Origin of the sequence: Kitasatospora sp. NBC_01287 (assembly GCF_026340565.1) — a bacterium.
Lineage (GTDB): Bacteria > Actinomycetota > Actinomycetes > Streptomycetales > Streptomycetaceae > Kitasatospora.
In genome coordinates this window covers 4,237,454-4,260,436 of record NZ_JAPEPB010000001.1, presented here as the reverse complement: position 1 = coordinate 4,260,436, position 22,983 = coordinate 4,237,454, and the positions used below count along the sequence as shown (strand labels likewise).

The 22,983-nt window shown below is 72.7% G+C and carries 25 protein-coding genes; 17 read left to right on the top strand and 8 right to left on the bottom strand.

The features are described from left to right. The first annotated feature begins 145 nt into the window (after positions 1-145). From OG455_RS18065 to OG455_RS18050, 4 genes are read left to right on the top strand one after another with little or no spacing between them, the layout of a single operon-like run. Positions 146-967, top strand: a complete 822-nt coding sequence (locus OG455_RS18065; RefSeq protein WP_266294966.1) for a hypothetical protein — start codon at positions 146-148, stop codon at positions 965-967. Further along, positions 957-2,252, top strand: coding sequence for a hypothetical protein (locus OG455_RS18060; protein WP_266294964.1), 1,296 nt, complete (start codon positions 957-959; stop codon positions 2,250-2,252). Before OG455_RS18065 ends, OG455_RS18060 begins: the two co-directional genes overlap by 11 nt. Before the next feature lie 6 nt (positions 2,253-2,258). Beyond that, positions 2,259-3,848, top strand: coding sequence for an SCO6880 family protein (locus tag OG455_RS18055; RefSeq protein ID WP_266294962.1), 1,590 nt, complete (start codon positions 2,259-2,261; stop codon positions 3,846-3,848). A 55-nt stretch (positions 3,849-3,903) separates the two neighbouring features. Then, entirely contained in the window at positions 3,904-5,214 is a 1,311-nt protein-coding gene (locus OG455_RS18050) for an ATP-binding protein (protein WP_266300855.1), read from the top strand. A 23-nt stretch (positions 5,215-5,237) separates the two neighbouring features. Here OG455_RS18050 and OG455_RS18045 read toward each other — a convergent pair whose 3' ends face one another. The 5 genes from OG455_RS18045 to OG455_RS18025 all read right to left on the bottom strand — a co-directional run bounded on the left by OG455_RS18045 (position 5,238) and on the right by OG455_RS18025 (position 10,941). Continuing rightward, positions 5,238-6,674, bottom strand: a complete 1,437-nt coding sequence (locus OG455_RS18045; RefSeq protein WP_323185532.1) for a HAMP domain-containing sensor histidine kinase — start codon at positions 6,672-6,674, stop codon at positions 5,238-5,240. A 101-nt stretch (positions 6,675-6,775) separates the two neighbouring features. Continuing rightward, positions 6,776-7,546, bottom strand: coding sequence for a response regulator transcription factor (locus OG455_RS18040; protein WP_266294958.1), 771 nt, complete (start codon positions 7,544-7,546; stop codon positions 6,776-6,778). A gap of 127 nt (positions 7,547-7,673) precedes the next feature. Beyond that, on the bottom strand, positions 7,674-8,930 hold the full coding sequence (locus OG455_RS18035; protein ID WP_266294957.1) for a S1C family serine protease: 1,257 nt from the start codon (positions 8,928-8,930) through the stop codon (positions 7,674-7,676). Positions 8,931-9,042: 112 nt separating this feature from the next. Further along, positions 9,043-10,086, bottom strand: a complete 1,044-nt coding sequence (locus tag OG455_RS18030; protein WP_266294955.1) for a LacI family DNA-binding transcriptional regulator — start codon at positions 10,084-10,086, stop codon at positions 9,043-9,045. 72 nt (positions 10,087-10,158) lie between these two features. Then, complete coding sequence (locus tag OG455_RS18025) at positions 10,159-10,941, bottom strand: response regulator transcription factor (protein WP_266294953.1); 783 nt, start codon at positions 10,939-10,941, stop codon at positions 10,159-10,161. A gap of 345 nt (positions 10,942-11,286) precedes the next feature. Between OG455_RS18025 and OG455_RS18020 the strand changes: the two genes are divergently transcribed. The 6 genes from OG455_RS18020 to OG455_RS18000 all read left to right on the top strand — a co-directional run bounded on the left by OG455_RS18020 (position 11,287) and on the right by OG455_RS18000 (position 14,485). Further along, a complete protein-coding gene (locus OG455_RS18020) occupies positions 11,287-11,604 on the top strand; it encodes a MoaD/ThiS family protein (protein ID WP_266294951.1) in 318 nt (105 codons plus the stop codon). 100 nt (positions 11,605-11,704) lie between these two features. After that, entirely contained in the window at positions 11,705-12,397 is a 693-nt protein-coding gene (locus tag OG455_RS18015) for a DUF2993 domain-containing protein (protein ID WP_266294949.1), read from the top strand. 211 nt (positions 12,398-12,608) lie between these two features. Next, entirely contained in the window at positions 12,609-12,689 is an 81-nt protein-coding gene (locus OG455_RS42235; RefSeq protein WP_350529122.1) for a putative leader peptide, read from the top strand. A 228-nt stretch (positions 12,690-12,917) separates the two neighbouring features. After that, positions 12,918-13,757 (top strand): sulfurtransferase, encoded by an 840-nt coding sequence (locus OG455_RS18010; protein WP_266294947.1) that lies wholly within the window; start codon positions 12,918-12,920, stop codon positions 13,755-13,757. 40 nt (positions 13,758-13,797) lie between these two features. Continuing rightward, positions 13,798-14,088, top strand: coding sequence for a DUF1416 domain-containing protein (locus OG455_RS18005; protein WP_266294945.1), 291 nt, complete (start codon positions 13,798-13,800; stop codon positions 14,086-14,088). Positions 14,089-14,203: 115 nt separating this feature from the next. Then, positions 14,204-14,485 carry a DUF3099 domain-containing protein gene (locus OG455_RS18000; protein WP_266294943.1) on the top strand — a complete coding sequence of 94 codons (282 nt, stop codon included), beginning with the start codon at positions 14,204-14,206 and terminating at the stop codon, positions 14,483-14,485. Here OG455_RS18000 and OG455_RS17995 read toward each other — a convergent pair. Next, positions 14,479-14,841, bottom strand: a complete 363-nt coding sequence (locus OG455_RS17995; protein WP_266294941.1) for a DsrE family protein — start codon at positions 14,839-14,841, stop codon at positions 14,479-14,481. The two genes, OG455_RS18000 and OG455_RS17995, sit on opposite strands and share 7 nt — an antisense overlap. Before the next feature lie 313 nt (positions 14,842-15,154). On the opposite strand from OG455_RS17995, the gene OG455_RS17990 reads away from it, so the two are divergent. The 3 genes from OG455_RS17990 to OG455_RS17980 are packed head-to-tail and all read left to right on the top strand — an operon-like array spanning position 15,155 to position 17,273. Continuing rightward, on the top strand, positions 15,155-15,754 hold the full coding sequence (locus OG455_RS17990; RefSeq protein ID WP_266294939.1) for an FABP family protein: 600 nt from the start codon (positions 15,155-15,157) through the stop codon (positions 15,752-15,754). 44 nt (positions 15,755-15,798) lie between these two features. Beyond that, positions 15,799-16,251: a Fur family transcriptional regulator gene (locus OG455_RS17985; protein WP_266294937.1), complete on the top strand. Its 453-nt coding sequence runs from the start codon at positions 15,799-15,801 to the stop codon at positions 16,249-16,251. A 59-nt stretch (positions 16,252-16,310) separates the two neighbouring features. Continuing rightward, positions 16,311-17,273, top strand: a complete 963-nt coding sequence (locus OG455_RS17980) for a folate-binding protein YgfZ (protein WP_266294935.1) — start codon at positions 16,311-16,313, stop codon at positions 17,271-17,273. Positions 17,274-17,321: 48 nt separating this feature from the next. On the opposite strand, the gene dtd is transcribed toward OG455_RS17980, so the two are convergent. Next, complete coding sequence (dtd, locus tag OG455_RS17975; protein ID WP_266294933.1) at positions 17,322-17,756, bottom strand: D-aminoacyl-tRNA deacylase; 435 nt, start codon at positions 17,754-17,756, stop codon at positions 17,322-17,324. A 302-nt stretch (positions 17,757-18,058) separates the two neighbouring features. Between dtd and OG455_RS17970 the strand changes: the two genes are divergently transcribed. Beyond that, positions 18,059-18,628, top strand: a complete 570-nt coding sequence (locus tag OG455_RS17970; protein ID WP_266294931.1) for an ABC transporter substrate-binding protein — start codon at positions 18,059-18,061, stop codon at positions 18,626-18,628. Between the two features lie 58 nt (positions 18,629-18,686). Beyond that, positions 18,687-19,643, top strand: a complete 957-nt coding sequence (locus OG455_RS17965; RefSeq protein ID WP_266294930.1) for an asparaginase — start codon at positions 18,687-18,689, stop codon at positions 19,641-19,643. A 104-nt stretch (positions 19,644-19,747) separates the two neighbouring features. On the opposite strand, the gene OG455_RS17960 is transcribed toward OG455_RS17965, so the two are convergent. Then, the gene (locus tag OG455_RS17960; protein ID WP_266294928.1) at positions 19,748-20,242 is read right to left on the bottom strand and encodes an inorganic diphosphatase; all 495 of its coding nucleotides are present in this window, start codon (positions 20,240-20,242) and stop codon (positions 19,748-19,750) included. A 76-nt stretch (positions 20,243-20,318) separates the two neighbouring features. Here OG455_RS17960 and dacB point away from each other — a divergent pair, with 76 nt between their 5' ends. Next, positions 20,319-21,716 carry a D-alanyl-D-alanine carboxypeptidase/D-alanyl-D-alanine-endopeptidase gene (gene dacB, locus OG455_RS17955; RefSeq protein ID WP_266294926.1) on the top strand — a complete coding sequence of 466 codons (1,398 nt, stop codon included), beginning with the start codon at positions 20,319-20,321 and terminating at the stop codon, positions 21,714-21,716. A gap of 56 nt (positions 21,717-21,772) precedes the next feature. Beyond that, positions 21,773-22,972, top strand: coding sequence for a zinc-dependent metalloprotease (locus OG455_RS17950; protein WP_266294924.1), 1,200 nt, complete (start codon positions 21,773-21,775; stop codon positions 22,970-22,972). Positions 22,973-22,983: the final 11 nt, after the last annotated feature.

Sequence of the window (22,983 nt, the reverse complement as noted above, 5' to 3'; positions counted from 1 at the left end):
CGGTCAGCGGTCCGCCTGCGGTCCGTCAGAATCGGACGGCCAGCACCGGGCGGCCCACCTGCGGTCAGCCGGGCCGGCCGCTGCCGGGTGTTCCGGAACGTCTCGCTGGAGCCCACCGCCGGCTCCCTGTCCCTGGAGGGCCGCCGTGCCGTTGCCCGACGACCAGCCGCACACCCGTACGCGGCTGCCGGTCGGCGAACAGTCCTCCCCCTACCCGCCGAACCGTCAGCCCCGGCCGCTGCGGAAGCTCCTGACGGTCCTGCTGGTGGTCACCCTGCTGGTGATCGCCATCTCCATCGCCAACCGCGGCAAGCCCGGGTCCTCCGGGTCGGGCGCGGGCGAGGTGCCCGGTGCCGCCCCGCCGCCGCCCGCCGGGGCCACCGCCACCGCCCCCAGCGGCGCCCAGCCGGTCGGCACCACCAGCAACGGGATCGCCACCGGCTACCCGGACACCGAGCAGGGGGCCCAGTCGGCGGCGGCCAACTACGCTGTCGCACTGGGCGGCACGGACATGTTCCGGGCCGACGGGCGGCGCAGCGTGCTGGGCACGATCGCCGACCCGGCGGTGGCCGACGCGCTGCGCGGCCGGCTGGACCAGGCGATGACCCCCGATGTGCTGGGCGCCTACGGCCTGGATGCCCAGGGTCAGCCGCCCAAGGGCCTCACCTTCGTCAGCCGCGCGGTGCCGATCGGCACCCGCACCGACGGCTACACCGCCGACAGCACCAAGGCGATGGTCTGGTGCGTGGGCCTGGGCGGCCTGGCGGGCACCTCCTCGACCAAGCCGGTGACCGAGAACTGGTACACCCTCACGCTGAGCCTGCACTGGACCGGCGGGGACTGGAAGCTCGCCGACTTCACCCGCCAGAACGGGCCCGCCCCCATCTCCGCCGACCAACAGGCCGCCAGTGCCGACGAGATCACCGGCGCCGTCCAGCAGTTCGGAGGCTTCCGCTATGCCCGCTGACGCATCGCAAGGCTCCCCGCTGCGCCGGGCCGGGCGGCTCGGGGGTGCGCTGGCGCTGGTGCAGCTGAGCGCGCTGCTGCTGGCGCAGCGCGCGTTCGCGGCGCCCTCGCCCTCGGGGGCGCCGAGCGCGGCGCCCTCGCCGTCGCCGTCGTCGACGGCGGGCGCCTGCAACGTCCTTCCGTTGCCGGGCAGTGACGTCTACTGCGCTCAAGGCACCGGCGGCACCTCCCTCCCCGGCTCCTCCACCGTCGGCTCCGTCACCGACCCCCTCGGCTCCCTCGCCAAGGGCTGCGCGCAGGCCGCCGCCTGGGTGGTGCGCAGCCTGTCCGGCCAGATCGACGGCACCACCTCGGTGGACTTCACCAACGCCAGCTTCCTGCAGCAGTACGCCGTGGTCTTCGCCGGCGCCACCGTGGTCACCCTGGTGCTCTGGCTGCTCGCGGTGACCAAGCGCGCGGTGCGCGGGGTGCCGCTGACCCAGGCCTTCTCGGAGGCGATCGGCTTCCTCTGGCTGACCGTGGTCGCCTCCGCCTTCACCCCGCTGATCCTCTACACCGTGACCGGCGCGACCGACGGGCTGACCGCGGCCATCGCGGCCGGCACCAAGTCGGACACCAGCGGCTACCTCGGCGGGCTGGCCGACACCCTGGAGCACGGCACCATCGGCGGCGGCCCGCTGATCCTGATCCTGGTCTCGCTGGTCGCGGTGCTGGCCGCCGCGGTGCTCTGGATCGAGCTGCTGATCCGGGCCGCGATGCTCTACGTGGGCGCGCTGCTCGGCACCGCGGTCTACGCGGGCCTGGTGGACAAGCAGCTGTGGAAGCACGTGCGCCGCTGGGCCGGCCTGATGACCGCGATCGACCTGGCCAAGCCGGTGATCGTGATCATCCTGGGGCTGGCCAGCGCGGTGGCGAGCGGGTCCGGTGCCTCGGACGACTTCGCCCGGGTGCTCTCGGGCCTGGCGATCCTCTTCCTGTCGATCTTCGCCAGCACCGCCATCTACCGCTTCGTGCCCGGCTTCGGCGACGAGATGCTGCACCTGCGCCAGGCCAGGGCGAGCGCGGTGTCGGCCGGCTCCGCGATGATCAACGGTCCGGCCAACCTGGTGAAGCAGGGCATCTCCACCCACGGCTCGCGCGGTGGCGCCGACGGCGGCGGCTCCGGCGGCGGTGCGGGTGGTGGCTCGGTCGCGCCCGGGATCGCCGCGCACGCCTCGCGCACCCCGGCCCCACCCGCCCAGCCACCCGCCCAGGCCCCGGCACAGAACCCAGCGAAGGGAGGGTGACGCACCTTGAGCAGCGAACCGCTCGGCCAGTACGGGGGGCAGTACGCCCAGCCGTACATCCACCAGCGCCGCACCTATCTGATCGGCAAGGCCCGACCGAACGCGCCGATCGGGCGCAACCGGGAGTCCGGGGAGATCCTGCTGATCATCTTCGGCGCCTTCCTGGGCATGCTCTGGGGTCTGCTGATGCCGATCCTGGTGCTGCGGATCGTCGGCCTGGTCGGCTTCCCGGTGCTGGCGATCGCCGCGGTGTACGTGCCCTACCGGCGCCGGACCTTCTACAGGTGGGTCGAGATCAACCGGACCTACCGGCGCACCGTGCGCAGCGGCCGGGCGCTGTGGCAGTCCACCGCGATGGACGCCGGGACCCGCCTGGACGGCCGCGAGATCGAGGTCGGCCCGCCGCCCGGGGTGGGCCGGCTGCGCTGGCTGAGCGCGCCGTTCGGGCCGGACGAGGTCGGGGTGCTGATGCACCTGGAGCGGCGCACGGTGACCGCCGCGATCGAGATCGAGGGCCCGGGCGTGGGCCTGCGTGACTCCGAGGACCAGGAGGCGCTGGTCGACCGCTTCGGCACGCTGCTCAAGCACGTCGCCAACGGGGACGGTTTCGTGACCCGGCTGCAGATCCTGGCCCGCACGCTGCCCGCCGACCCGGACGCGCACGCCAAGGACGTCGAGCGGCGCGGCGACGAGCAGTCCCCGCGCTGGTTGAAGGACTCCTACGACCAGTTGCAGTCGATGGTCTCCACCTCCTCCGAGCAGCACCGCGCCTACCTGGTCGCCTGCATGCACTACAACCGGGACCTGGCCGCCGAGGCGCACGCGATGGGCCGCACCTCCTACGACAAGCGGGCGACCAGCGACAGCTCCCGGGACGACGACGGCCTGGCGGCCGTGATGGCCCGTGAGCTGACCGACATCTGCGCCCGGTTGGCCGAGGCCGACATCCGGGTGCGGCAGCCGCTGGGCCAGGCCAGGCTCTCCTCGCTGCTGCACTCGATGTACGACCCGGACCACCCGATCGACCACATCCAGGCGATGAGCCGGCGCAACGCCTGGCCCGCCGAGCTGGACGCCACCCACCCGCAGTACCTGACCGCCAAGACCCGCGAGTCGACCACCCGCGAGCCCTGGTGCCACGCCACCGCGTGGATCAAGGAGTGGCCGCTCACCCCGGTCGGCGTCAACTTCCTGGCCCCGCTGCTGGTCCACACCCCGGACGTGATCCGCACGGTGGCCGTCACCATGGACCTGGAGCCCACCGACGTGGCGATCGAGCGGATGCTCACCGAGAAGACCAACGACGAGGCCGAGGCGAGCCGGGCGGCCAAGATGAACCGCACCGTCGACCCGCGCGACCTGGCCCACACCGGCCGGGTCGACCAGCGCGGCGACGACCTGGCCTCGGGCGCCGCCGGGGTCAACCTGGTCGGCTACATCACCGTCTCCTCGCGCAGCCCCGAGGCGCTGGCCCGCGACAAGCGGACCATCCGGGCCTCGGCGGGCAAGAGCTACCTCAAGCTGGAGTGGTGCGACCGCGAGCACCACCGGGCCTTCGTCAACACCCTCCCGTTCGCCACCGGCATCCGCCGCTGACCCCCCGGAGCTCCTCGTGGCGATCGGCAACCTGACCGACTCCTTCACCACCTTGATGTTCGGCAAGGTGGAGACCACCCGGCTGCCGGTGCGCACCTCCACCGGGCAGGCCCAGGCGGTCTACCTGCCCACCGCGGCCCCGGGCCTCGGCGACTCCGGCGTGATCATCGGCCGCGAGGTCTACAGCGGCAAGGGCTACGTCTACGACCCGTTCCAGCTCTACGGCCAGCAGCTGCCGGCCCCGCACTGGCTGGTGCTCGGCGAGTCCGGCAACGGCAAGTCGGCGCTGGAGAAGACCTACGTGCTGCGCCAGCTGCGGTTCCGTGACCGCCAGGTGGTGGTGCTGGACGCGCAGGGCGAGGACGGGGTCGGCGAGTGGAACCTGATCGCCAACGCGCTGGGGATAAAGTCCGTGCGGCTGGACCCGATGGCGGCCCGGGACGGCGGGGTGAAGCTCAACCCGCTGGATCCCGCGATCACCACCACCGGTCAGCTCTCGCTGCTGCGCACCATCATCGAGGTGGCGATGGGGCGCGGCCTGGAGGAGCGGGCCGGCTTCGCGCTGAAGGCCGCGCACGCCCATGTGCGGGCCACCGTGACGGACCGCCAGCCGATCCTGGGCGACATCATCGACACCCTGCGCCGCCCCGACCTGTCCTCGGTCGAGTCGCTGGGGGTCGACCCGCAGGAGGTGCAGTCCTGGGGCCTGGACGTGGCGCTGGTGCTGGACCGACTGGTCGACGGCGACCTGCGCGGCATGTTCGACGAGTCGACCACCGACGGCATCGACCTGGACGCGCCGCTGATTGTCTTCGACCTCTCGCACATCGACCGCAACTCGATCGCGATGCCGATCCTGATGGCGATCGTGGGCGTCTGGCTGGAGCACACCTGGATCCGCCCCGACCGAAGGAAGCGGATCTTCCTGGTCGAGGAGGCCTGGCACATCATCAACAGCCCCTTCGTCGCGCAGCTCTTCCAGCGGCTGCTCAAGTTCGGCCGGCGCCTGGGCCTCTCCTTCGTCGCCGTGGTCCACCACCTCTCCGACGTGGTGGACGGGGCGGCGGCCAAGGAGGCCTCGGCGATCCTCAAGATGGCCTCGACCAGGACCATCTACATGCAGAAGGCCGACGAGGCCAGGGCCACCGGCCGGGTGCTGGGTCTGCCCCGGTGGGCGGTGGAGATCATCCCGACCCTCTCCCCGGGCATCGCCGTCTGGGACGTGAACGGCAATGTCCAGGTGGTCAAGCACATCATCACCGACACCGAGCGTCCGCTGGTCTACACCGACCGCGCGATGACCGAGGACGTGGTCGCCGAACGGATCCGCGCCGAGCGGCAGTTGGCGGCCGAGCCGGGGGTCTGAGTCGGGAGCTGAGGCGCTCGCCCTCAGTCCCTGGGCAGCACCGGTGGCACGGCCGGCGGCTGGTCGGCCGAGCCGGGCAGGCGGACCACCGCGAGCGCGCCGGGGCCGCCGTCCTGGGCGGGTCCCAGCGCGACCTGGCCGCCGGAGTCCTGGATGGTCTGCGCCACGATCGACAGCCCGAGCCCCGAGCCCGGCAGCTGCCGCGAGGACGGCGAGCGCCAGAACCGGTCGAAGACGTACTGCAGTTCGTCGGCCGGGATGCCGGGCCCGTGGTCGCGCACGGTGAGCCGGCCCTGGGAGAGCACGACGTCGATGGCGCCGCCGGGCGGGCTGTACTTGACCGCGTTGTCGAGCAGGTTCATCACGGCCCGCTCCAGCGCGGCGGCGTCGGCGCGGACGAACCACGGTTCCAGCTCGACGTTGAAGACCAGGCTCGGCCCGCGCAGCTTGCCGCGGTCCACGGCGCGCTGGGCGATCTCGTGGAAGGCGACGGTCGCCACGTTCTGCCCGGGCTTCGGGGAGTCCGGGCGGGAGAGCTGCAGCAGGTCGCCGATCAGCAGGGTGAGCTCCTGCATCTGCGCCTTCATGTTGCCGAGGAGCTTGGTCTTGGTCGCGGGCGGCAGCGGCCGCCCGGTCTCGTCGCTGCGGATCAGCAGGTCGACCGTGGTGCGCAGCGAGGTGAGCGGCGTACGCAGCTCGTGGCCCGCGTCCGCGATCAACCGGGTCTGCCGCTCACGGGAGTTGGCGAGCGCGACGCTCATGGAGTTGAAGGAGCCGGCCAGCCGGGCGATCTCGTCGTTGCCCTGCACCGGGATGGTGGAGCCGACCTCCTCGGTGCGGGCGATGTGCTCGACCACGTCGGTGAGGTCGTCCACCGGCTTGAGCGCGGCGCGGGCGACGATGCGACCGGTGAGGCCCGCAACGGCGACTCCCACGACGGCGACACCGGCCAGGATGAGCGCGAGCCGCTGCAGGGAGTCCTGGACGCTCTTCACAGGCAGAGCGGTGAGCAGGACGTAGACGTTGCCCGAACCGTCCTCGACGGGGCTGACCCGGACGTCGGCAGGGGTCCCGTCCACGAAGGTGCCGGGCCGGTAGGTGATCTGGTCGCTGGTGACAGCTTCCTGGTCGCCAGGAGAGATCTGGATCCCCTTGGCGGAGCCGTTGATGAGGCACACCTGCGAGCCGGTCGGGGAGAAGACCTCCCAACTGGCCTGCTCGGTGTGGGGCGGCCGCTTGGTGCTTGAACTGCCGCGGTGCGGAGGAGCATACAGCTCGGCCTTGGCCTGGGCTGCGGACGGCGTAGCTGCGCAGTTGCTCGTGACCACCACGGGGACCAGCGGGCTGGCTGTCAGGTTCGCTCGGACCTGCTGGTAGAGCTGCTGGCTCACCAAGAACCAGCAGGCGATCGCCGACAGCGCGATCGCCACCGCCACCGCTGCCGCGGTCAGGATCGCCAACCGACTCCGCAGCGACCGCCCGTGGTACCACCCCGCCACCCGTCCCCGCCCCCGCTGCCTTGCCATGGTGCCCATCTTCCTCAGGTCGCCGTCGCCGCCGCTCAGCCGGTCGCCACGCTCGGCGCGCGCAGCGCGTAGCCGACCCCGCGCACGGTCTGGATGAGCCGGGGCATGCCGCCCTGCTCGGTCTTGCGCCGCAGGTACATCACGTAGACGTCCAGCGAGTTCGAGGAGGGCTCGAAGTCGAAGCCCCAGACGGCCTTGAGGATCTGCTCGCGGGTGAGCACCTGGCGGGGGTGCGCGAGGAACATCTCCAGCAGCATGAACTCGGTGCGGGTCAGCTCCACCGGGCGCCCGTCGCGGGTGACCTCGCGCGTCGCGGTGTTCATCCGCAGGTCGGCGAAGGCCAGTACCTCGGAGTCGTCTTCCACGGCGGTGGCCCGCGCCGCGGCCTCGGTGGCGAGCGCGTTGCGGCGCAGCAGCGCCCGGACCCGGGCGAGCAGCTCGTCGAGCTCGAAGGGCTTGGCGAGGTAGTCGTCCGCGCCGACGTCCAGGCCGGTCACCCGGTCCCCGACGGCGTCGCGGGCGGTGAGCATCAGCACGGGTGCGGTGTCCCCGCGCGAGCGCATCCGGCGCACGGCGGTGAGGCCGTCCATCCGGGGCATCATGATGTCGAGCAGCACCAGGTCGGGCTGGTCGCGCTCGACGGCCTCCAGGGCCTCGTAGCCGTCCGTGGCGGTGGTGACCTCGTAGCCCTCGAAGGCGAGGCTGCTCTCGAGTGCGTCCCGCAGTGCGGGCTCGTCGTCGACCACGAGCAGACGCGCGGTGGCCGGCTGCTCGGCAGGGGTGCGGTCGTCGGCGGGGGGAGTCATCGGCGGTGTGGCCCTCTCTGGGTCCGGAAGGGGTCTTGCCATTGTGCGGTGTCCGGCCACCCGGATGCAGGAGCCGGACCGTGGACCGGGGCGTGGGCCGGAGTCCGGCACACGCCCCGGCCGTGGACTAGAGCGTCTGGCCGGCCTGCAGCTTCGGCAGTACCTGCTTGACGGCGTCGATCGGGATGGCGAAGCCGAGGCCGACGCTGCCGGCCTGGCTGCTGCCGGAGCTGCTGCCGCTGCCGGAGTACATCGCGGAGTCGATGCCGATCACCTGGCCGGCGGAGTTGAGCAGCGGGCCGCCGGAGTTGCCGGGGTTGAGGGCGGCATCGGTCTGCAGGGCCGAGTAGGTGGCGGTGTCGGAGGACGAGGCGGTGGAGCTGCGACCGCTGTAGCCGGGGAAGTCGGGGAACCCGAAGCCGCCGTTGCCGCGCGTGCTGCCCTCGTCGACCTGCACGGTGACCTGGCGGTTCTTGGCGCTGATGATGCCGGAGGTGACGGTGCCGGTCAGGCCGTCGGGGTTGCCGATGGCCACCACCGCGTCGCCCACCGCCATCGCGTCGGAGTTGCCGAGGGTCGCGGTGGGCAGGCCGCTCGCGCCGCTCGCGGTGATCACCGCGACGTCCAGCGACTTGTCGGTGCCGGTGATGCTGCCGGAGGTCTTGGTGCCGTTCTGGTAGGTGACGGTGATGGTGCCGCCGTCGCTCACGGCGCTGGAGATCACGTGGTAGTTGGTGAGGATCTGCCCGTTCGCGGTGAGCACCACCCCGGTGCCGGTCGAGGTGCCGCTCTGCGACTGGACGTCGATCTGCACCACGGAGGGTGAGACGGCGGCGGCGATCGCGGCGACGTCGGCACTGCCGTCGCTCTTCGCGGAGACCGGGCTGACCAGCGTGGTCGAGCTCGCGGTGGTGCTGCCGTGCCGGGCGTCGGCGACCGCGCCGCCGGCCAGCCCGCCGAGCACCGCGGCGACCGCCGCGACGGCGGTGACCAGGGCGAGCCGGCCGCGCAGGAAGCCGGTGCGGGCGCGGTGCGCGGGGCCGGCGGGCTCGGGCTGCCCACCCGGCAGGACGGGCGGCGGGCCGTAGTACGGGGGCTCGCCACCCCCGGCGGGCGGGGCCGCGTAGTCCGCGGCGTAGTAGCCCTGCGCGTGGTCGGGCCCGGTGCGGTCGGCCTCGGTGTACGCGGGCTGCGGGTATCCGGGGTGCGGGTACTCGGGCTGCTGGTACGTGGGCTGCTGGTTCGCGGGCCGGGGGTGTTCGGGCTGGGTCGCGGCCGGGGCCGGCGCCATCGGGTGGTCCTGGTGAGCGGTGGGCGCTCCGGCCGGCTTCGGCGGGAGGGTGGACCCCGACTCATCTGCGGTGGTGCGGTGCTGGTCGCTCATGGACCAAACCGTCCGCCCGGTGGATGAAGAACCGATGAGAGACGGGTCAGAACGGGCAGAGAAGCCCGTTGGCTTCTCATAAAGACCAGCTATCCTGCCGAGCCCGCCCGGCTCACCGCGCGGCGCTGCCGGCGCAGCCGCAGGAGCGCCGCACCACCAGGCGGGACGGGAACTTCCGCACCCGCTCGGTGTCGGAGCCCGGCACCATCAGCGAGTCGTCCAGCACCAGGTCCACCGCGGCCCGCGCCATCGCCTCGCGCTCGCTGGCCACCGTGGTCAGCGGCGGATCGGCCAGCGCCGCCTCGGGGATGTCGTCGAAGCCCGCGACCGCCAGGTCCTCCGGCACCCGCAGGCCCACCTCGCGGGCGGCCCGCAGCACGCCGAGCGCCTGGTCGTCGGTGGAGCAGAAGACGGCCGGCGGGCGGTTCGGGGAGCGGAGCAGCTCCAGCGCCACCTCGTAGGCGCCGTAGCGGTGGAAGGGGGCGTCGATCAGGTGTTGGTCGATCGGCAGCTCGTGTGCCTCCATCGCCCGCTGCCAGCCCTCGACGTGGTCGATCACCGGGTCGCCGGGCGCGGGGGTGTCCACCGGGCCGCCGAAGCAGGCGACGTAGGGGTGGCCGTGCTCCTCCAGCAGGTGGCGCACCACCAGTTCGGCGCCGCCCACGTCGTCGGTGACCACCGAGACGTCGTCGATGGCCTCGGGCCGGCGGTGCAGCAGCACCACCTTGGCGCCCTCCATCGCGGCGAACTCCTTGGCGGCGCGCTGCGGGGCGCCCTGGCTGACCAGGATCAGGCCGGAGACCCGCATGCCCAGGAAGGCCTGGATGTAGTGCATCTCGCGGTCCTCGGCGTAGTCCGAGTTGCCCATCAGCACGATCTTGCCGCGGTCCGAGGCGGCTCGTTCGACCGCGTGCGCCATCTCGGCGAAGAACGGCTGCCGGGCGTCCGGCACGATCATGCCGATGAGGTTGGTCCGCCGGGACGCCATCGCCTGCGCGACGCTGTTCGGCCGGTAGCCGAGCTGCTCGATCGCGGCGAGCACCCGCTCCTTGGTCGCGGGCGCGACAGGTCGCGGTCCGTCGTTGATGACATAGCTGACGACCGCGGTCGAGGTCCCAGCCAGTCGGGCTACATCGTCGCGCGTCACCTTGGCCACGCAGCGAGTCTACGCGTGTTTGTCCAGCCCCGGGGGTTCGGGCCCGGTACCATCACCGGGCCCGGCCGCAGGTCAGGTGGTCCGGCCGCCGCCGACGGGCTGCTCGAAGGCCGACTCGGTGCCCGGGTGCCCGTCCTGCTGCGCCTCGGCCGCGCCCGCGCCGCGCTCGCCCTTCTCACCCTGCGAGGGCACCACGAAGCGGTAGCCGACGTTCCGCACGGTGCCGATCAGCTGCTCGTGCTCGACCCCGAGCTTGGCCCGCAGCCGCCGCACGTGGACATCGACGGTGCGGGTGCCGCCGAAGTAGTCGTAGCCCCAGACCTCCTGCAGCAACTGGGCCCGGGTGAAGACCCGGCCCGGGTGCTGCGCGAGGTACTTGAGCAGCTCGAACTCCTTGAAGGTGAGGTCGAGCACCCGACCCTTCAGCTTGGCGGAGTAGGTCGCCTCGTCCACCGAGAGGTCACCGTTGCGGATCTCCATCGGGCTGTCGTCCACCGTGGTCTGCTGCTGGCGGCCGATCGCCAGCCGCAGTCGGGCCTCGACCTCGGCCGGTCCCGCGGTGTCCAGCAGGACGTCGTCGACGCCCCACTCGGCGGTGACGGCGGCCAGTCCGCCCTCGGTGACCACCAGGATCAGCGGGGCGCTCACCCCGGTGGACCGCAGCAGCTGGCACAGGCTGCGGATCTGCGGCAGGTCGCGCCGGCCGTCGACCAGTATCACGTCGGCGCTCGGGGTGTCGACGAGCGCCGACCCCTCGGCCGGGGCCACCCGCACCTGGTGCAGCAGCAGCCCGAGAGCCGGCAGCACCTCCGCCGACGGCTGCAGTGCGTTGGTGAGCAGGAGGAGAGAACTCATACCCGGGTCGTCCTCTTTTCGTCTCCGCGGACCGGTGGCGGGCACGTCGTTGTGCCGCCGCCGGTACGGGTGGGCTGCCACTCGCAAGGACGTCCGGTTCGGAGTCCTGAAAGCACAAAAGGACCCGGGGGCTACTTTGCCCGGATCCCTTAGCGGTCGAGGATAGCTCAAGGGGCCGGGCCGGCGTAGGGGCCAGGGCACGTGATCCAGCTCGCGTCCACCCGCGTGCGCCCCCGGTGCTACCGCGCTGGCCTGCGCAATTCCCGGTCGCCCGGCGGCCGGGGCCATGATGGAGCACGGCACCGACCGGCACACGTATGTGTACACCTTCGAGAAGGGGCCGCCATGACCGCGACCACCGAACCCTCCTCCGGCCCCGGGCCGGGGGGCACTCCCGCAGCCGTGGTGACCGGGACCATCCGCTACTGGGCCGCCGCCAAGGCCGAGGCGGGCACCGCCGAGGAGCGGTACCGCGCGGCCAACCTGGCCGAGGCGCTCGCCCAGGCCGCGGAGCGGCACGCCGACCGGCCGAAGTTGGTCCGCCTGCTGGGCATCTGTTCCTACCTGGTGGACAGCAAGCCGGTGGGCGGCCGGGACCGCGCCCAGGTGGCGCTGAGCGAGGGCGGCACGATCGAGGTGCTGCCGCCGTTCGCCGGCGGCTGACCACCCCCGGCGGGCCGGCCCGTTTGCCCGTTCGGAACCATGGTCCGTGCCGGATCGTCGTTACGGCGGTAGGACGAGCGAGGACGGGGAGAGGGTTTCGATGCGGAGCTGGATCAAAGCGGCCATCGCCGTCCTGGTGCTGGCCGGCCTGCTGGTCGGCGCCGACCGGATCGCGGTCGTGGTGGCGCAGGGCCAGGCGGCCGACAAGCTGGCGGGGCGGCAGGGCATCACCGGGAAGCCTTCGGTCTCGATCGGTGACTTCCCCTTCCTGACCGACCTGATCAGCCGCAAGGTCGACAGCGTCCACCTGTCGGGCGCCGGCGTGCAGCTCTCCGGCGCCGGACGGGATTTCCAGCTGGAGAACTTCTCGGCCGACCTGAAGGGCGTTCAGGTCAGTGGTGACTACCGCTCGGCGACCGTCGACTCGGGCACCGGTACCGGGAGGATCGGCTACCAGGAGGTGCAGACCCTGCTCGGCCTGGACGCGCGCACCACGCTCGGCTACGGGGGCCCCGGCCTGGTGAAGGTCACCGGGGAGCTGCTCGGGCAGAAGATCAGCACCACCGTGAAGCTGCGCACCGACGGCGACACGATCTCGGTGGACAGTGTGGGCGCGCTGCCCGGGATCGGCTCGCTGCCGGGCGTCACCCAGCTGATCAACTCGCAGATCGGCTCCCGGAACTTCACCCTGCAGGGCAGCATGCCGGTGGGTCTGCGGTTGCAGCAGGTCACCCCGCAGCCCGACGGCCTGGCCCTCGTCTTCCAGGGCAGCCACCTGCAGCTGGTCGGCTGAGCCCCCTGCCCGCCTGATCGGCCGGCCCCGCGTACCCGCCCGCCCGGACCCCGGATGCCCGCGCGCTCGGACCCCGCTTGCCCGCGTGCGCGGCTCCGCGGACCCGGTGCCGTACGCCAAGTCCGGGTCAAATCCCACCATTCGAACATATTGGTCTCGCCATTCGATACGCTGATGACAGAGACGGCTCCGGCTCCCTAGCATCGTCCCCATGAAGCGACAGGCGGACCTCACGAAGCGGCGGGCGGTAGATCTCTGCCGCGTGTCCGCCTGCCTGTGTCGCATGCGCTGACCGGCGGCGCAGTCCGGCAGAATCGACTCGCCGCCCCGCTCGCACTCCCGGCCTGACCAGGCGCTTCCCCGTCTGCGGCCACTTCTCCCGCCTTTTGCCCGGCGGTACCGGTTACCCCGCCCCGTCCCACTATCCGGACAGATTTTCGGACAAGTGGCCCGGATGGCCGTACCGCATCCGGCCGGGCCCCTCACCTTCCGCCAACCGCCCCCGGATGGAGACAGAATCATGAGCCGCAGCGACGTCCTGGTCGACGCCGACTGGGTCCAGGCCCACATCGAGGACACGAAGGTCGTCATCGTCGAGGTCGACGAGGACACCTCCGCGTACGACAAGAACCACATCAAGAACGCCGTCCGGATCGACTGGAAGAAGGACCTCCAGGACCCGGTCCGCCGCGACTTCGTCGACCAGGCCGGCTTCGAGGCGCTGCTCAGCGCCAAGGGCATCGCCAACGACGACACCGTGGTGCTCTACGGCGGCAACAACAACTGGTTCGCCTCCTACGCCTTCTGGTACTTCAAGCTCTACGGCCACGGCGACGTCCGCCTGCTGGACGGCGGCCGCAAGAAGTGGGAGCTCGACTCCCGCGACCTGGTCGACGGCTCCGAGGTCCCCAGCCGCCCGGCCACCGACTACAAGGCGCAGGCCCAGGACACCGCGATCCGCGCCTTCCGCGACGACGTCCTCGCCGCGATCGGCAGCAAGAACCTGGTCGACGTGCGCTCGCCCGACGAGTTCTCCGGCCGCCTGCTCGCCCCGGCCCACCTGCCGCAGGAGCAGTCGCAGCGCCCCGGCCACGTGCCGAGCGCCCGCAACATCCCGTGGTCGAAGAACGCCAACGACGACGGCACCTTCAAGTCCGACGAGGACCTGCGCGCGCTCTACGCGCAGGAGGGCGTGGACCTGTCCAAGGACACCATCGCGTACTGCCGGATCGGCGAGCGCTCCGCGCTCACCTGGTTCGTCCTGCACCAGCTGCTGGGCCAGGAGAACGTCAAGAACTACGACGGTTCCTGGACCGAGTACGGCAGCCTGGTGGGCGTGCCGATCGAGCTCGGCGCCTGAGCGGCACCGCGCCGTACCGAGAAGCAAGGAGACCTGGACAATGTGTGGTGCGAAGGCCGGCGGCCCGGACCTGGCAGGAGTTGACGTGGCGAACGAGACGATCATCCAGGGTTCGGTGACCCGTGACGGTGAGCCGGTCAACGGCTACGTGCGGCTGCTGGACGCGGGCGGCGAGTTCACCGCCGAGGTGCCCACCTCGGCCACCGGGCAGTTCCGCTTCTTCGCGGCTCCCGGCAGCTGGACCGTGCGCGCGCTGGTGCCCGGCGCGACCGTGGACCGCAAGGTGGTCGCCTCCCAGGGCGCCCTGACCGAGGTCCCGATCGCGGTCTGATGATCGCGGTCCGATGATCGAGGTCCGAGGTCCGAGGCCCGAAGCGCGGACCGCGCGGAGAAGTCGAGCGAGCAGCCCCTGCCACGGCGGGGGCTGCTCGCTCTACCGTGGGAGTGTGCAGCAGCGGCGCAGGCACCTCTACTACTTCACCGCCATGGGGATCTGCCTCGGGCTCTTCGTCCTGGCCTGGGCAGTGGTGCGCTTCTTCTCGGTCGGCGCGGCGATCGGCATGTGCCTGGTGGCGATGGTGATCCCGCCGCTGGCCGCGATCTTCGCCAACCGGCGCGACCCCGAGGACGACTGGTGGCAGGACCCTCGTTGGGACGACCCCGAGTGGGAGGAGCCGGGGCACGACCCCGACAAACCCGACCACGAGCCGCCCCGGCCGCCTCAGTAGACCAGTGCCTGCGTGCCGTCGGCCATGATCTCACTGACGAAGACCTGGGCGCCCGCGATCCGGACACCCGCCACGGTGTCGGCCTGCTCGATGCCGCGCCGGGTCGCGCACTGCGTGCACAGGGTGACCGTGCCGGCCGCCAGGATCGACTCCAGCAGGTCCGGCAGCGGCGCGGCGTGCGGCAGCTCGAACTCCGCGGCCCGCCCGGGCAGCGCGAACCAGGACGACTCCCCGGTCAGCCAGAGCGAGACCTCGACCCCGCTGGCGACCGCGACCGCGGCCACGGTGAAGGCCTGCGAGCAGCGCTCGGGCGCGTCGGCTCCGGCGGTGACCTTGATGACGAGTTTCTTCGACACGCCGTCAGCTTAGACCGGCGGCGGGCGGCCCGTCGGCCCCGGGAGCGGCGGCCCGCGCGCTGTGGCGGGCCTCACCGCGTGGCGCGCACCACCGCCGGATAGACTCGCGCCGTCATCGTCCGTCCGCCGTCACCGCACCGGGAGCCCCACCGTGAGTGGTCTTGAGTTCTTCTTCGACTGCCTGCTCGGCATCATGACCGTCGTGATCGTCTGGTTCGCCTTCTTCTCCGTGATGAAGCTCTACCAGGGCCAGCGCTGACCTCTCCCCGTTACCGTAGAGGTAGCCCCACCGCCCCCGACTGCGACCAGGACCATGATCGAGATCCCCACTGACCTCCACAGGGACGTCGTCTCCCTGGCCTTCCTGCTCGGCACCTGGGAGGGAGCCGGTGTCTTCGCGCCGCTCCCCGGACAGGAGAGCGCGCAGGAGAAGTGCAACTTCGGCCAGGAGGTCGTCTTCCGGCACGACGGCCGCCCCTTCCTGGAGTTCCGCTCCCGCACCTGGGTGCTGGACGAGGAGGGCGAGAAGGTCCGCCCGCTGGAGAACGAGCACGGTTTCTGGCGCGTCACCAGCAACCAGCACGGCACCAGCGGCGAGCGCGAGGTGGAGATCTCCATGGTCCGCGACGACGGCACGGTGGAGGTCTGGTACGGCAAGTTGGCCGACGGCAAGCCGCAGATCGAGGTGGCCACCGACGCGGTCGCCCGGGTCGAGGGCTCGGCGCCCTACAGCGGTGGCAAGCGGCTCTACGGCTTCGTCAACGACGAGCTGCTCTGGGTCGGCGAGAAGTCGGCCCCCGAGGTGCCGCTGCGTCCCTACATGTCCGCGCAGCTGCGCAAGGTGCTCAGCCCGGCCCAGCTGATCAAGGACATCAACGACCTGCCGGACGACGGGATCGCCTTCTTCCGCTGAGCACCGGGGCGGCACAGGACGGCTGAGGGCGAAGGGGCAGCACCGTGGCGGAGCACAGCACGGCCGGCACCGACTGGAAGACCGATCTGCGCGAGCGCGGCTACCGCCTCACCCCGCAGCGCCAGCTGGTGCTGGAGGCGGTGGACGTGCTCGACCACGCCACCCCCGACGAGATCCTGGCCCAGGTCCGGCGGACCGCGAGCGGGGTGAACATCTCCACCGTCTACCGGACCCTGGAGCTGCTGGAGGAGCTGGGCCTGGTCTCGCACGCCCACCTGGGCCACGGCGCGCCGACCTACCACCTGGCCGACCGCCACCACCACCTGCACCTGGTCTGCCGGGACTGCGGCAAGGTCTCGGAGACGGACACCGCGATCGCCACCCCGCTGATCGAGAGCCTGCGCGCGCGGCACGGTTTCGACACCGACCTGGAGCACTTCGCCATCTTCGGCCGCTGCGCCGACTGCACCGCCGCCGCGGAGCGGGCCGCCACCTGACGCGGCCACCGCCTGACGCGGCCACTGCCTGACGCGGCCGCGGTCGTAAGCTGGCGGGCATGAAGAGCCCGCTGCTGTCCCTGCCCGGAGCCGTCCCCGCCGAGGGAGCCGACGAGGGCGTCGCGGCCCACTACGGCGACCTCTTCCGCGAGCAGCGGGAGCTGGCGGCCGGCCGGGCCTTCACCGACCTGTCGCACCGCGGCGTGATCACCGTGACCGGCCCCGACCGGCTGGCCTGGCTGCACCTGCTGCTCACCCAGCACGTGAGCGGTCTCGGACCGGGGCAGGCCACCGAGGCGCTGATCCTCTCCCCGCACGGGCACGTCGAGCACGCCCTCTACCTGGTCGACGACGGCACCACCAGCTGGGCCCACGTCGAGCCCGGCACGCAGGGCGCGCTGCTGGAGTACCTGGCGAAGATGAGGTTCATGTACCGGGTCGAGGTCGCCGACGCCACGGCGGAGTTCGCCGTGGTCCACCTGCCGGCCGGCAACCCGGCGACGGCGGCGGGGGCGGCCGCGGTGCGCGAACTGCCCTGGGGCCGCGACCTGTTCCTGCCGCGCGCCGAACTGGCGGAGCAGGCGAAGGAGTTCGGCAGTCCGGCCGGCATCTGGGGTTACGAGGCGCTGCGGATCGAGGCGCACCGCCCGCGGCTCGGCTTCGAGACCGACCACCGCACCATCCCGCACGAGGTGGACTGGCTGGTCACCGCCGTGCACCTGAACAAGGGCTGCTACCGCGGCCAGGAGACGGTGGCCCGGGTGCACAACCTGGGCAAGCCGCCGCGCCGCCTGGTCCTGCTGCACCTGGACGGCACCGAGGAGGTGCTGCCCGCGCACGGCGCCGAGGTGCGCCTGGCCGCCGAGCCGGAGGGCCGGGCGCTGGGCTTCGTCACCTCGGCGGCCCGCCACCACGAGCTGGGCCCGATCGCGCTCGCCCTGGTGAAGCGCAACGTCCCGGTGGCGGCCGAGCTGCGGGCCGGCGGCGTGCCGGCCGCCCAGGAGGTCGTGGTCGCCCCGTAGCGGCCGGCCCCGGCCGGGGGAGCCGCGTGGGCGGCGGCCGGCCGGGGCTCAGACCTCCAGCAGTACGGTGAACGGCCCGTCGTTCACCAGCGAGACGGTCATGTCCGCCCCGAACCGGCCGGTCTCCACCTCGGCGCCCAGCGCCCGCAACCGCTCGACCACCTCGGCCACCAGCGGCTCGGCCACCGGTCCCGGCGCGGCGGCGTTCCAGGTGGGGCGGCGCCCCTTGCGGGCGTCGCCGTAGAGCGTGAACTGACTGATCACCAGCAGCGGCGCGGCCAGGTCCGAGCAGGACTTCTCGGTGCCGTCCGCCTCGAAGAGCCGCAGCGTCCACAACTTGCGGGCCAGCTGCGCGGCCTGGGCCGGGCCGTCCTCGTGCGTCACCCCGACCAGGACGCAGAGCCCCGGCCCGCTGATCGCCCCGACCTGTTCCCCGGCCACCGTCACGGCGGCCTCACTCACCCGCTGCACCACTGCTCGCATGCGGGCCATTGTGCCGTCCGGCGCGGCGCCGGCCCACAGGTCATACCAGCCAGGTCCGTTCGCCAGGCCGCCGTTCGGGTGCATCTGCGCCGCACCGGGCCCCGCGGGGTGGCACGATTCCGGAGTCGGCCGTACCGCTCGCCGCGGACGGCCGTTCGCACCGCTCGCACACCCGTGCCGAGGGCACTCGCCCGAGTGGGTGGCAGGGGCGGCGGCGGGGAACCCGCGGGGGGCGCCAGGGCGTGCAACCGGCGGAGGGTCGGCAAAGGGTGGGACCGATGGTGAGGGCAGGTGGTTGGTCGATGGATCCGAACGGGGCGCCAGGTGAGGCCGCGGCGCCGGTGGTGCCGGCGATCGAGGAGCTGGGCCTGGACGCGTTGCGCACACTGCGCAGGGACGCCCTGGAGCAGGAGGCCGACCTGTCCTACCTGCGCCGGCTGCTGCAGGGCCGGGTGGACATCCTGCGGGCCGAGCTGGACCGCCGCACGCTCGACCGCCACCCGCGCCCGCCGCGCTCGGACCCCCTGCAGGAGACGCTGCTGCACCGGCTGCCGCAGATCCTCGCCGACGCCCCCTCCAACGTGCGCCAGTCCGCCCGGCACGTGACCCTGGGCACGCCGCGCGGCGAGCAGTACCAGGCGCAGGCGGACGCCCTGATGGGCGATGTCCAGCTGGCCGACCTGGCCGCGCACGCCTCGGCCGAACTGCTCGCGGCGCTGGACCGGCTCACCGCGCACGAGCGGGAGGTCTCCGGGCGCCGTCAGCTGCTGCAGCGCACGGCGGACGGCTGCGGGGCGGAGATCACCCGGCGGTACCGTGAGGGGGAAGCGCGGGTCGACGACCTGCTGGCCGGCGGCCCGATGCCCGACTGAGATCAGCGGGCCACGGCGGTCGGCACCCATCCCCACCTGCTCCGGAAGGCTGCCACCGATGCCAGACTCCGCCGCCAGCTCGCCCGTCCTCGCCGAGGTCGTCCGCTCCGGCTTCACCGAGGGCCACCACCGCGGCTCCCTGGTGGTGCTCGCCCCGGACGGCTCGGTCGAGTTCGCCCTGGGCGACCCCGGGCGCCCGGTCTTCCCACGCTCCTCCAACAAGCCCTTCCAGGCGGTCGCGACGCTGCGGGCCGGCCTGCCGATCGAGGGCGAGCTGCTGGCACTGGCGGCCGCGAGCCACTCCGGCGAATCGTTTCACCTGGACGGCGTCCGGAGCATCCTGGCCGGGGCCGGCCTGGATGCCGGTGCGCTGCAGACCCCGCCGGACCTCCCGCTGGACCCGACCGAGGCCGAAGCCGTGCTGGCCGGCGGCGGCGAGCGCGAGCCGCTGCTGATGAACTGCTCCGGCAAACACGCCGCCTGGCTGGCCGCCAGCGTGGCCAACGGCTGGCGGACCACGAGCTACCTGGACCCGGAGCACCCGATCCAGCGGCTGGCCCTGGCGGCCCAGGAGGAGGCCTGCGGCGAGTCGATAGCCGCGGCCGGGACCGACGGCTGCGGCGCGCCGCTGCTGGCCGTCTCGCTCATCGGCCTGGCCCGCGGCTACCGCGCGCTGCTGCGGGCCGAGGAGGGCAGTGCCCAGCGCCGGGTCGCGGACGCGATGCGCGCTCACCCCGAGTTCGTGGCCGGCACCCGCCGTCCGGACACCTGGCTGATGCGGGCGATCCCCGGCACGCTCGCCAAGATGGGTGCGGAGGCGGTGCAGGCGGTGGCGCTGCCCGACGGACGGGCGCTGGCCTTCAAGATCGATGACGGCGCGGGCCGGGCGATCGGCCCGGTGCTGGCGGCCGTGCTGCGCCGGCTGGGCTACCAGGACCCGGTGCTGGACCGGATCGGCAGCGCTCCGCTGCTCGGCGGCGCTGCGGTGGTGGGCGAGATCCGGGCCGTCATCTGAGGCCCGCCCCGCCGGTGCGCTCCCGTCGAGGCCGATCCCTCACCTTCGCCCTCGGTCCGGCGACCGAGGGCGGAGGGTGAGACCGCCCGGCACGAGCACCACGCTCAGTGCGCGTCGCCGGACTCCGCCAGACGCTTGACCGAAGCGGTGATCTCGGTCTCGGCCTCGAGGCGGCCGACCCACTCGGCACCCTCGACCGACTTGCCGGGCTCCAGGTCCTTGTAGACCTCGAAGAAGTGCTGGATCTCCAGGCGGTCGAACTCCGACACGTGGTGGATGTCCCGCAGGTGCTCCCACCGCGGGTCGGTGGCCGGCACGCAGAGCAGCTTGTCGTCGCCGCCCGCCTCGTCGGTCATCTTGAACATGCCGATCGCGCGGCACTTGATCAGGCAGCCGGGGAAGGTCGGCTCGTCCAGGATGACCAGGGCGTCCAGCGGGTCGCCGTCCTCGCCGAGAGTGCCCTCGACGAAGCCGTAGTCGGCCGGGTAGCGGGTCGAGGTGAAGAGCATCCGGTCAAGGCGAAGACGACCGCTCTCGTGGTCGACCTCGTACTTGTTGCGGGAGCCCTTCGGGATCTCGATGGTGACGTCGAACTCCAACGGTGCCTCCAAGGTAGGGACTGACAGAATCCAAGTGTCTCCTACGGGAGGGAGTGCTGTGGAAAGGGGTTGGGCTGTGACAGGCACGGGGACTCGCAGGGGTCTGGGCGCGAGTGTGGTGGCGGGACTGACCGGGGTGGCCCTGCTGGCCGCGGGAGGACCGGCGCACCCGCAGGCGCCGGACGGCAGCACCCCGTCCGCGGTGGCGCCGCCGGTGCTCACCCCGGCGGTCAGCACCGGCACCGAGGGCCTGCCCAGTGCCGCGGGGCTGCAGGCCGCGCTCGGCCAGCTCACCTCGGACAAGGCCCTGGGCACGCTGACCTTCGCGATCACCGACGGCGGCACCGGCAAGCTGCTGCTGGGCTCGGGCGAGACCACCCCGTCCACCCCGGCCTCCACCACCAAGTTGGCCACCTCCGTGGCCGCGCTCAGCCTGTTGCCGCCGCAGACCCGGCTGACCACCAAGGTGGTGCACGGCGCCACCCCCGCCGACATCGTGCTGGTCGGCGGCGGCGACCCGACGCTGACCGGGCTGCCGGCGGACCAGATCCGGATCGGCGGCGCCCCGGTGGACGCCGACACGGCGCCCGCCTCGCTGATCGACCTGGCGGCCGCCACCGCCACCGCGCTCAAGGCGGGCGGTGTGACCACCGTGCACCTGGGCTACGACACCTCGCTCTACACCGGCCCGGCCGCGCACAAGTTCAACGACGGCGTCAACATAGGTCCGATGTCGTCGCTGATGGTCGACGAGGGCCGGGTGACCGCCACCCAGGACATCGACGCCCCGGTGCGGGTGGCCGATCCGGCCGCCCAGGCGGTGGCCGAGTTCACCGGCCTGCTCGCCGCCCAGGGGGTCGCGGTGGACGGCAAGCCCGCCCAGGCACAGGCCCCGGCGAACGCGGCGCCGCTCGCCCAGGTGCAGTCGCCGGTGCTGCCCCGGCTGGTCGAGCGGCTGCTGACCAACTCCGACAACACCCTGGCCGAGGCGGTGGCCCGGCAGGTCGCGATCGCCCAGCACCAGCCGGTCAGTTACGACGGCGCGGCCGCCGCGGTCACCCAGACCCTGGGCGGCCTGGGCATCCCGATGGCGGGCGTGCAGCTGAACGACGGCAGCGGCTTGAACGTGCACAACACCATCCCGCCGATCGTGCTGACCGACCTGCTCTCACTGGCCACCTCCGCCGACCACCCCCAGCTGCGCCCGGTGCTCACCGGCCTGCCGATCGCCTCGCTGACCGGCACCCTGGGCACCCGCTTCACCGCCGCCCAGGGATCGGCCGACGGCGCCGGCGTGGTGCGGGGCAAGACCGGCAGCCTCAGCGGCGTCAACACGTTGGCGGGCACCCTGGTGGACGCCGACGGGCGGGTGCTGGACTTCGCGCTGATGACCAGGACCGGGGCCGATGCGAACGCCGCCCGGGCCGCGATGGACCGGATCGTGGCCAAGTTGGTCTCCTGCGGCTGCAAGTAGTCGGGCCCGCGCGGAAGGGGTGGGGCCGGGGGCCCGCAGCACGTACCGTGAGGGGCATGACGAGCGCGAGCGGCGGTGCTGACATGGTCGACTGGAATCTCGCGGTCGCGACGGCGACCCGGCTGGCCAGACCAGGACCCCAGGTCACCCGCGACGAGGCCCGCACCGTGGTGGCCGAGCTGCGTCGGCACGCGCTGGCCGCCGAGGACGCGGTGCGCGGCTTCACCGGGATGCGCGCCTCCCGGCTGGCGGCCGACGGGGCCGCGCCGGTCCTGGTGGTGGACCGGGTCGGCTGGGTGCGGGCCAATGTGGCGGGCTTCCGCACGGTGATCCGCCCGCTGACCGAGAAGCTGGCCGCCAAGCGGGCCGAGACGCCCGGCGGCGCGGTGCTCGGGGCGGTCGGCGAGAAGCTCACCGGCGTGGAGGTGGGCGCGGTGCTGGCGTTGCTCTCCGGCAAGGTGCTAGGCCAGTACGAGACCTTCGCGGCCGGCGGCGACCCGCTGCCGGACGCCGCCCCCGACAGCCCGGCCGAACTCTTCGACCGGCCCAGGACCGGTGGCCCGCGGCAGCCGGTCCAGGGGCGGCTGCTGCTGGTGGCGCCGAACATCGTCCAGGTGGAGCGGGAGCTGGACGTCGACCCGCACGACTTCCGGCTCTGGGTCTGCCTGCACGAGGAGACCCACCGCACCCAGTTCAGCGCGGTGCCCTGGCTGCGCGACCACGTGCAGTCCGAGGTGCAGGCCTTCCTGGCCGAGACCGACGTCGAGCCGGTGGCCCTGCTGGAGCGGCTGCGCGAGGCGCTGGCGCCCGGCGAGCGGAGCGCGACCAGCAGGACCGGGGGCGGCGGCACGCTGCTGGACGTGGTGCAGACCCCGGGCCAGCGCGAGATCCTGGCCCGGCTGACCGCGGTGATGTCGCTGCTGGAGGGCCACGCGGACGTGGTGATGGACGGCGTGGGCCCCAGCGTGGTGCCGAGCGTGGCGGAGATCCGGGAGAAGTTCCAGCGCCGCCGCGACCGGGGCGCGAGCCGGCTCGACCTGGTGCTGCGCCGCCTGCTCGGGATGGACGCCAAGCTGCGCCAGTACCAGGACGGCGCGGTCTTCGTGCGCGGGGTGCTGGACCGGATCGGGATGGACGGCTTCAACCGGGTCTGGACCTCGCCGAACACCCTGCCGACCAAGGAGGAGATCCACGATCCGGCCGCGTGGGTGGCCCGGGTCGGACGCCAGTCCCAGCCGAAGCCCCCGGACGAGTGAGGGGGCGGGGC

What these genes read in the sequence shown, in the direction of transcription:
- OG455_RS18060 (WP_266294964.1), top strand. Translation starts at nt 957, where the DNA reads ATGCCCGCTGACGCATCGCAAGGCTCCCCGCTGCGCCGGGCCGGGCGG.
- OG455_RS18050 (WP_266300855.1), top strand. Translation starts at nt 3,904, where the DNA reads ATGTTCGGCAAGGTGGAGACCACCCGGCTGCCGGTGCGCACCTCCACC.
- OG455_RS18040 (WP_266294958.1), bottom strand. Translation starts at nt 7,546, where the DNA reads ATGACTCCCCCCGCCGACGACCGCACCCCTGCCGAGCAGCCGGCCACC.
- OG455_RS18035 (WP_266294957.1), bottom strand. Translation starts at nt 8,930, where the DNA reads ATGAGCGACCAGCACCGCACCACCGCAGATGAGTCGGGGTCCACCCTC.
- OG455_RS18025 (WP_266294953.1), bottom strand. Translation starts at nt 10,941, where the DNA reads ATGAGTTCTCTCCTCCTGCTCACCAACGCACTGCAGCCGTCGGCGGAG.
- OG455_RS18020 (WP_266294951.1), top strand. Translation starts at nt 11,287, where the DNA reads ATGACCGCGACCACCGAACCCTCCTCCGGCCCCGGGCCGGGGGGCACT.
- OG455_RS18015 (WP_266294949.1), top strand. Translation starts at nt 11,705, where the DNA reads ATGCGGAGCTGGATCAAAGCGGCCATCGCCGTCCTGGTGCTGGCCGGC.
- OG455_RS42235 (WP_350529122.1), top strand. Translation starts at nt 12,609, where the DNA reads ATGAAGCGACAGGCGGACCTCACGAAGCGGCGGGCGGTAGATCTCTGC.
- OG455_RS18010 (WP_266294947.1), top strand. Translation starts at nt 12,918, where the DNA reads ATGAGCCGCAGCGACGTCCTGGTCGACGCCGACTGGGTCCAGGCCCAC.
- OG455_RS18005 (WP_266294945.1), top strand. Translation starts at nt 13,798, where the DNA reads ATGTGTGGTGCGAAGGCCGGCGGCCCGGACCTGGCAGGAGTTGACGTG.
- OG455_RS17990 (WP_266294939.1), top strand. Translation starts at nt 15,155, where the DNA reads ATGATCGAGATCCCCACTGACCTCCACAGGGACGTCGTCTCCCTGGCC.
- OG455_RS17980 (WP_266294935.1), top strand. Translation starts at nt 16,311, where the DNA reads ATGAAGAGCCCGCTGCTGTCCCTGCCCGGAGCCGTCCCCGCCGAGGGA.
- dtd (WP_266294933.1), bottom strand. Translation starts at nt 17,756, where the DNA reads ATGCGAGCAGTGGTGCAGCGGGTGAGTGAGGCCGCCGTGACGGTGGCC.
- OG455_RS17970 (WP_266294931.1), top strand. Translation starts at nt 18,059, where the DNA reads ATGGATCCGAACGGGGCGCCAGGTGAGGCCGCGGCGCCGGTGGTGCCG.
- OG455_RS17965 (WP_266294930.1), top strand. Translation starts at nt 18,687, where the DNA reads ATGCCAGACTCCGCCGCCAGCTCGCCCGTCCTCGCCGAGGTCGTCCGC.
- OG455_RS17950 (WP_266294924.1), top strand. Translation starts at nt 21,773, where the DNA reads ATGACGAGCGCGAGCGGCGGTGCTGACATGGTCGACTGGAATCTCGCG.